9 protein-coding genes are annotated in these 6,610 nt (G+C 47.0%); 8 read left to right on the top strand and 1 reads right to left on the bottom strand.

The features are described 5' to 3' along the window. From K2Q26_12420 to K2Q26_12410, 3 genes are all read left to right on the top strand, one after another. A partial coding sequence (locus tag K2Q26_12420) for an alpha/beta hydrolase (GenBank protein MBY0316322.1) occupies positions 1-510 on the top strand: 510 nt, incomplete at its 5' end. Between the two features lie 2 nt (positions 511-512). After that, a complete protein-coding gene (locus K2Q26_12415) occupies positions 513-1,310 on the top strand; it encodes an alpha/beta hydrolase (GenBank protein ID MBY0316321.1) in 798 nt (265 codons plus the stop codon). Positions 1,311-1,515: 205 nt separating this feature from the next. Continuing rightward, the gene (locus K2Q26_12410; GenBank protein ID MBY0316320.1) at positions 1,516-2,181 is read left to right on the top strand and encodes a hypothetical protein; all 666 of its coding nucleotides are present in this window, start codon (positions 1,516-1,518) and stop codon (positions 2,179-2,181) included. Between the two features lie 24 nt (positions 2,182-2,205). Here the strand turns inward: K2Q26_12410 and K2Q26_12405 are convergent, their stop codons facing one another. Beyond that, complete coding sequence (locus K2Q26_12405) at positions 2,206-3,585, bottom strand: hypothetical protein (protein ID MBY0316319.1); 1,380 nt, start codon at positions 3,583-3,585, stop codon at positions 2,206-2,208. 200 nt (positions 3,586-3,785) lie between these two features. Here K2Q26_12405 and K2Q26_12400 point away from each other — a divergent pair, with 200 nt between their 5' ends. From K2Q26_12400 to K2Q26_12380, 5 genes are all read left to right on the top strand, one after another. Further along, positions 3,786-4,169 (top strand): hypothetical protein, encoded by a 384-nt coding sequence (locus K2Q26_12400; protein ID MBY0316318.1) that lies wholly within the window; start codon positions 3,786-3,788, stop codon positions 4,167-4,169. Further along, positions 4,169-4,471 carry a hypothetical protein gene (locus tag K2Q26_12395; GenBank protein ID MBY0316317.1) on the top strand — a complete coding sequence of 101 codons (303 nt, stop codon included), beginning with the start codon at positions 4,169-4,171 and terminating at the stop codon, positions 4,469-4,471. Before K2Q26_12400 ends, K2Q26_12395 begins: the two co-directional genes overlap by 1 nt. 11 nt (positions 4,472-4,482) lie before the next feature. Then, positions 4,483-5,205: a TerC family protein gene (locus K2Q26_12390; GenBank protein ID MBY0316316.1), complete on the top strand. Its 723-nt coding sequence runs from the start codon at positions 4,483-4,485 to the stop codon at positions 5,203-5,205. Continuing rightward, a complete protein-coding gene (locus tag K2Q26_12385; GenBank protein MBY0316315.1) occupies positions 5,202-6,203 on the top strand; it encodes a threonylcarbamoyl-AMP synthase in 1,002 nt (333 codons plus the stop codon). Before K2Q26_12390 ends, K2Q26_12385 begins: the two co-directional genes overlap by 4 nt. Before the next feature lie 78 nt (positions 6,204-6,281). After that, positions 6,282-6,610 (top strand): GNAT family N-acetyltransferase (locus tag K2Q26_12380; GenBank protein ID MBY0316314.1); only part of this gene is annotated, 329 nt, incomplete at its 3' end.

The raw sequence follows: 6,610 nt of genomic DNA, 5'->3' as shown, positions 1-6,610 counted from the left end.
TTCACAGAGCCCCTGGCTGAGCAGGACGAGTTAATTTTAAAAAATGTGCAGTGGAACAAAATCATGTTCCCTTATAATCCTGCATCAGACGATGAACTTTATGACTATTTCCTTCGGCAAATCATTTATGCCACATATCCAGCAGTAGAGCCGGTGATTCTCGAAAATCCCTTTAAACTCGAAGCCGCCTTTCGCTTAGTGCAAGGGATTCGTAAGTTTAAAGCGATCGAAGTCACCGAGAAGATTCCAGCGCGAAAACTTCATTTAATGATTGCTCTTAGAGATCAATACATCAAACAGAACGTATTGGATAAGTATTGGGACGCCACCCCCGAGGCCTCGCGGGCCTCTCGGATTTACATTCGCGATTCCGATCATAAAATTCCCGAGAGCGTTCCCGCATTTGCAGCGTACTGGGTTTATCGCATTATTTCCAAAGACGAGGCCCTCTTCGGCGGCGGTAGTTTTATTGGTAATCCCCACGACAACACCGCTCAGATCATTAAATAATTATGTTCTGTAGAATCGACGACAATTACCAGATTCACTATGAAATCCTCGAGGACGTGCTTCCTCGGGACACTTTATTTGTTCATGGCAACATCGCTTCTAACAGATGGTGGTATCCGACTCTCGAAGTTCTCAGAGGCCGCGGCTCACCAGCTAAAGGACGTGCTATTCTCGTTGAATTTCGCGGATGCGGAAAAAGTACAGCGCCGAAAACTGTCGAGGACGCAAAAATGTCGATCTTCCGAGACGACATTCTCCAAATTATTAAAAATTTAAATCTCCAAAAATTGGATCTCGTAGGCCACTCCACTGGTGGGTTGATCGTAGCCATGGTGGCCGCAGCTCTGCCAGAAAAAGTTGGACGCTTGGTGGCCCTAGATCCCGTGGGTGCCAAAGGAATTAAATTTGATCCCAGTCTCGAGGCGGCGTTCGAAGCCATGAAGAATGATCGAGAGCTCACCGCGACGGTGATTGGCAGCACCATTTACAACAACGACCCGACCTCCCGTTACTTTCAGCAAGTGATCGTCGAAGACGCCTTTCACGCTGCGAAAACCGTGGGGCTTTTTGTTCTGAAAAATCTTGATCCCATAGACATCAGCGAAGATTTAAAAAAAATCGATTGTCAGGCACTCTTCCTTCACGGCGAACATGATATGCTCCTTCCGATCGAAGACACCAAAAAGATGGCCGAACTCTGTAAGCATGGACAGTTTGCGAAAATTATGGGTCATGGTCACTGCGCCAACATCGAAAACCCGCAAAGATTTGCAGAAATTCTCACCGACTTTCTTCAGTAATTTTCAACGCCGCCATCAACTCCATGGCACCTCAAGTGTCAAATTCGTCGACAAAATAATTCGAAATTCCTCAGGGAATTCAAAGCAAAAACTCACTTTGTTTTAGAATGAGACTGATTATGTTACCTAACACAAAAAAATTTTGAAACTCGACTTTCATCCCTTACACTAATTTTATAAACGCAGCATTGTCTCGGGGGACAACATGAAGTCATCATTTAGCAAAACACTTACGTTTCTGATAGTCATCATCGTGGCTCACTCCACGCATTCGAAGGACTCTCAACAACATCGCTTCGGTGAGTGGCACACCACACACGATATCGAAAAATTTCCGTGCATGAACGACAAAGAGACCGAGATGTTTAAGAAAATAAAAGAGGGCTCTAAAGCCGAAGAGCGCAAAAAAACGGTTCGACAAACAACAAAAGCTTCGCAAAGTCGCCAAGTGGCCAGCGCTAATTTTTTTGATAAAAATCTCAACAAACGCTTTGTGTGCCCACCTTTCCACTTTGTGAGAAAACCATACCCCGGCAAAGAAGCTTTTGGAAAAACAGATATGTTCGAGCGCGTGAAAATGGTCGACGGATGGTTCCAAGTGATTGATGGGCTATCTCACGGACAAAGCTGGCCCCTTAAATTCAAGGGCGGCTATGCCGAAGGTAAAACGGGCAAAGGAACACCTGTTCGCCTAGCACCTTTAAATCCCGAGGACGGAGCGAACGCCCGATTTATGATTCAATCCATCATTTGGCCGAATGGCTCTGCTCCATTATTAACTTTATGTTATCCGGAAGAGTTACATGAACAATGTAACCCTTATAAGGATCCGGCTCAGAATCGTCCCGTTCAAGGCGTTGCACAGAAATAAGACGTCAATGGTCCACGCCGCTCATCATTTTTGCGGCGCAGGTCCTTCCACTTTTTGCTTTTTTGATAAAGCAAAATTTCTCATCGCCTTATCCACTTGCATATTAAAGTCGAAACTTCCGTTCTTGGATTTCGAGATCTGGCGGAGATAGTCTTCGTTCTTGAGAAATCCTAGGCCGGCTCCGGGCACTCTTTCTCCCGGCGGTAATCCAAAGTTAATTCCTGACTGCGCATGACATCCCAAACACGAGGATACGGTATTGTCTACCGGACCATTGAGACGCGTGGCTGAGTAAGGGAGTTCCGTGCGATCCCCCGTATTGTAACCGGGGCGATGATTGTTATGAGCTCCCGCAAATATGATGGACTCTCCCGTATCGAGGCCGTATTGAACACCGATCGGTCGCATGTGTTTCAGCGCCTCGGGGATGTCCATATCCGCTAAGTGCGGCGCCTTGTAGTTTTTGTCGTAGTAATAGGACACCATCACCCAGTTTTTAAGATCGCTGCGAGTACCTTTGAGGCGACTGTCACGAAGACTAATATCAATCTGCACTAAAGGAATGTTCATAAGCTGGCGAATACTTTCATCCCCATCGGACTTTTTGTCATTTTGACGAGCGTGGCTCACGTGAGCGGTCCAGTTGTAGGCGCCTTCCCACTCCGGCATTTCCTTCGTCCAATCCTTCATGGCATTGAACAAAAGCTTAAACGAGACCGAACCATCTGGAGATTCAAACAGAGGTTTTCTCTGCTGAATTTGTTGGATCATGTTTCTTTCTTTGGGGAAAAATTCCTGATACTGACCACACACCTTGCGATTAAAGAATGAGAGCCCCCAAGTCACTGCGAGCTCGCGATCTTCAATCTCTTTAGGAACGGTGTAAACCGACGTCGAACGAATCGGGAACTCCTTCGTGAGTCCGTGGATCGCCTCGCGACCTTTTTCGGAAATATTCAGCCAAGGGGTGTGACACCACGTGCGCTCATCGTTCTCTCGAAACTGGGAGTCATAATCTTGATTTGGATTTTTATTTTTCGCAAACCATCCTTCGTAAATGTAACGCTGAAGTTGTTGCGCCACTCGCTCTGCCTGATCTGGCTGAGTAATGTCGGGTCTTCCCTCGAGCCAGGGCTCCGCGTGGTCTTTCTTTTTTTCTTTGGGAACAAACGAAAATAACGGGCTGTAGGGAGCTAAGCCCAGCTGACGAACACGAGCGATATCTTGAGGGTACATCACCGGATCCACAAATTTGGGATTCTTTTTATCTTTATTGAACTGAGTCCTCTCGAGAACGTCGAGAACAATAAACCCGTTTTCGTGAACTGGCGGAGGATAGTTGATGACCTGAGCCAAAGACCACTGCGGGACTAAAATCGTCAATGCTAAGAATATTGTTTTCATGGACATCCTTTTTTGTGTTCGCGAGCATGATACTGAACTCTACCCGTCATTTAAATTTCCCTCTTATAAGCTGAATTAATTTCAGCGCTGTCTACCTTTTTGACACCCATGAAATCACTTCACGACCGTGAACTTATTCTAGCGATTTTTAGGAATGAGTTATAATCTCGGGGTTCGCTAAAGCTAAAAAGGAGATCTTAATGAAATCAATCCTCGCCCTTCTATGTATTTTGGCCTCGACACAGGCCCTCGGCCAGCAAACGGGCCTCAATTTTCAATCCGATGTCGAAAGCGTAAAGCAAAGACAGATGGATCTGGAGCAAGCTCTCTCGTCCAATCCTCAGGCCCCCGTGGGATCCATCACCCAAAAAGACCTCGATAGCGTCTCGCTTTGCATGATGAAGTTGCAATCCAACGCCCGACAATACCAGATCAATATCACCCAGTTCGACGTGCGTGTCAGCGCCAACGCGAGTGATATCTTTATTGTGTCTGGCTTTGGTTCTACGCCTTATCGAAATATGACGTTTGTTGGCTCCGAGTGCAAAGACGGTCAATTGATCGAAGCCACCGGTCGCCAATAATGCGATCGCTGGTTTTTATAATTCTCTCCCAGTTTTTCTTACAGGCTTCCGCAGAGAAGCCTGTTCTCACCGATGAGCTCGCCCAACATTTTGCTGAAAAGTGTGTCGCTTTGGCCGAGCTAAAAGCTCGCCAAGAGGGCATAAAGCTGGTGCACCCGACCCAGTCCATCATTGTCGCGGCAGACCCTTCGATCTCTATTGTTATTATATTAGGCACAGTTTCTTCCCCATGGAAGCACGGCGGTCTTAATTCTGGATTGATTCGTGTGACTCACACTTGCCAAAACGGCGAAATTCAATAATAAATCAACCCATGATGACTGCTGATGCCCTGATATCCTTAGTGACCCTCAGTTTTATGGAGATTGTCCTAGGAATCGATAATATTGTTTTTATTGCGATCCTCACCAACCGCCTACCTGTATCTCAAAGAGCTAAAGCTCGAAATTTAGGTATAGCTTTCGCGCTACTGACGCGTCTTTTACTCCTGTTCTCGATCAGTTGGGTCATGGGTCTCACAGCCGATGTGATGACTGTCTTGGATCATCCGTTCTCGATTCGTGATTTTATTCTCATCGGCGGAGGCCTATTCCTGATCGCCAAATCGACGAAAGAGATCCACGATAAAATGGAAGAGACTGGCGAGGCACCAACGATTGAAGCGTCGGCGGCTCAGGCCCGTCGAATGGCTTTTGTGATCGTGCAGATCATGATTCTCGATATTATTTTCTCGTTGGATTCAGTCATTACCGCCGTGGGAATGGCACAAGAGCTTTATATTATGATTACGGCGATGGTGATCGCAATGATCGTGATGCTCGCGGCGTCTAAGAAGGTCAGCCACTGGGTCGAAGAGTATCCTACGATTAAAATTCTAGCCCTCTCGTTCTTAATTCTCATTGGGGTCTTCCTCACGTTAGAAGGAATGCGCGCCCATGTGAATAAGAACTATATTTACTTCGCGATGTTCTTCTCGTTTGCCATCGAGATGGTGAATATGCGTTACCGGGTGAAACAAAAGAAAAAAGCCAAATGATCGTTTCTGTCAACGAAGCGGTGGCCCTCTTAAAAAAAGGAGAGATCGCCGCTCTCCCCACGGAAACTGTTTACGGCTTGGCGGGTTCAATTTCCCACCCCGGCGCCATCTCCAAAATTTTTACCACCAAAGAACGCCCTTCCTTTGACCCACTGATTGTCCACATCGGACGTCCGCAACAGATTTTTCCCTTGGTGAGCGAGTTTAGCCCTGCGGCTCAGAAGCTTGCGGCGGAGTTCTGGCCTGGCCCTCTCACTTTAGTTTTAAAAAAGAGCGTCTTAGTTTCTGATACCATCACTTCGGGTCACGATACCGTCGCGATTCGTATGCCGGCGCATGCCCAAGCCCTTGCCATACTGGCGGAAACGGGGCCATTGGCAGCCCCCAGTGCGAATAAGTTTGGAAAAGTCAGTCCGACCATGGCGTCTCACGTCGAGAGCGAATTTCAATCCCTCATCCCGGTGGTGGATGGCGGCCCATGTTCCGTGGGCGTCGAGTCCACGATTTTAAAGGTGAGCGAAAATGAGACCGCCATTGAACTGAGTCTACTCAGACCTGGAATGATCTCTCGCGAAGAGATTCTCCAGATTGTGGAGCCTCTCAATAAACGTATCGATTGGATCAAGCCCGATTCGAAAATCGCACCCGGTCACTTGCCCAACCATTACCAACCCACTAAGCCCCTTGTGCTGTCTCTTCTCGGTGAGGACTGGTCGGAAAAGCTTCACAAAACCATTTGCGAAAAATTAGCGATGACGTTCACGGAGACTCCTCCTGTGTGTTGGTCTCTCGATGAGCCAGATCCCCGCTTAGCCGCAAGAACAATGTATGGCACAATGAGAGGCTTTTCGGAAACGTCGAAGGCCCCTTATATATTTCTTAAAGCACCTGCGGGATTTCTCTCTCGAGATTGGGAAGCGCTCCGGGATCGCTTGGAGAAAGCATCGAGCCTTAAGATCGAACGAGTGCAAGAATCTATAGCATTCATCGTGAAATAAGTTTTTGCCGTGATAATGCAATTCTCCAAAACGTATTTTTTTCGACAAGTTGAGAATTTAATCATAGGCTAAAAACAAATGTCCTTGGATTTTCTAAACTCTCACCGCTGTAAGTATCCGTTCGAGATCGATACTGAAGACTTCCTGATCAAAACCGCTCAGACCATCGAGGACATTCATAATGCCCAAAGACTGCGCCACAAAATTTTTCTGGAAGAAGGCTTAGGTAAGTCTCACGAGACGGGTTTAGATTTTGATGAGTACGATGCCATTGCTGATCATTTAATGATCATCGATAAAAAGACCAACGAAGCGGTGGGCACCTACCGCCTCATCTGCTCTCGATTCTCTGAAAAGTTTTACTCGCAGTCCGAGTTTGCGCTGGACGAATTTCTTAAGATCGACGG

The sequence above is a fragment of the Bdellovibrionales bacterium genome (genome assembly GCA_019750295.1).
Lineage (GTDB): Bacteria > Bdellovibrionota > Bdellovibrionia > Bdellovibrionales > JAGQZY01 > JAIEOS01.
This window is presented reverse-complemented; position numbering and strand designations above follow the sequence as displayed.

Excerpts from the sequence above, each read along its gene's own strand:
- K2Q26_12415 (MBY0316321.1), top strand. The coding sequence starts at position 513 with ATGTTCTGTAGAATCGACGACAATTACCAGATTCACTATGAAATCCTC.
- K2Q26_12410 (MBY0316320.1), top strand. The coding sequence starts at position 1,516 with ATGAAGTCATCATTTAGCAAAACACTTACGTTTCTGATAGTCATCATC.
- K2Q26_12405 (MBY0316319.1), bottom strand. The coding sequence starts at position 3,585 with ATGAAAACAATATTCTTAGCATTGACGATTTTAGTCCCGCAGTGGTCT.
- K2Q26_12400 (MBY0316318.1), top strand. The coding sequence starts at position 3,786 with ATGAAATCAATCCTCGCCCTTCTATGTATTTTGGCCTCGACACAGGCC.
- K2Q26_12395 (MBY0316317.1), top strand. The coding sequence starts at position 4,169 with ATGCGATCGCTGGTTTTTATAATTCTCTCCCAGTTTTTCTTACAGGCT.
- K2Q26_12390 (MBY0316316.1), top strand. The coding sequence starts at position 4,483 with ATGATGACTGCTGATGCCCTGATATCCTTAGTGACCCTCAGTTTTATG.
- K2Q26_12385 (MBY0316315.1), top strand. The coding sequence starts at position 5,202 with ATGATCGTTTCTGTCAACGAAGCGGTGGCCCTCTTAAAAAAAGGAGAG.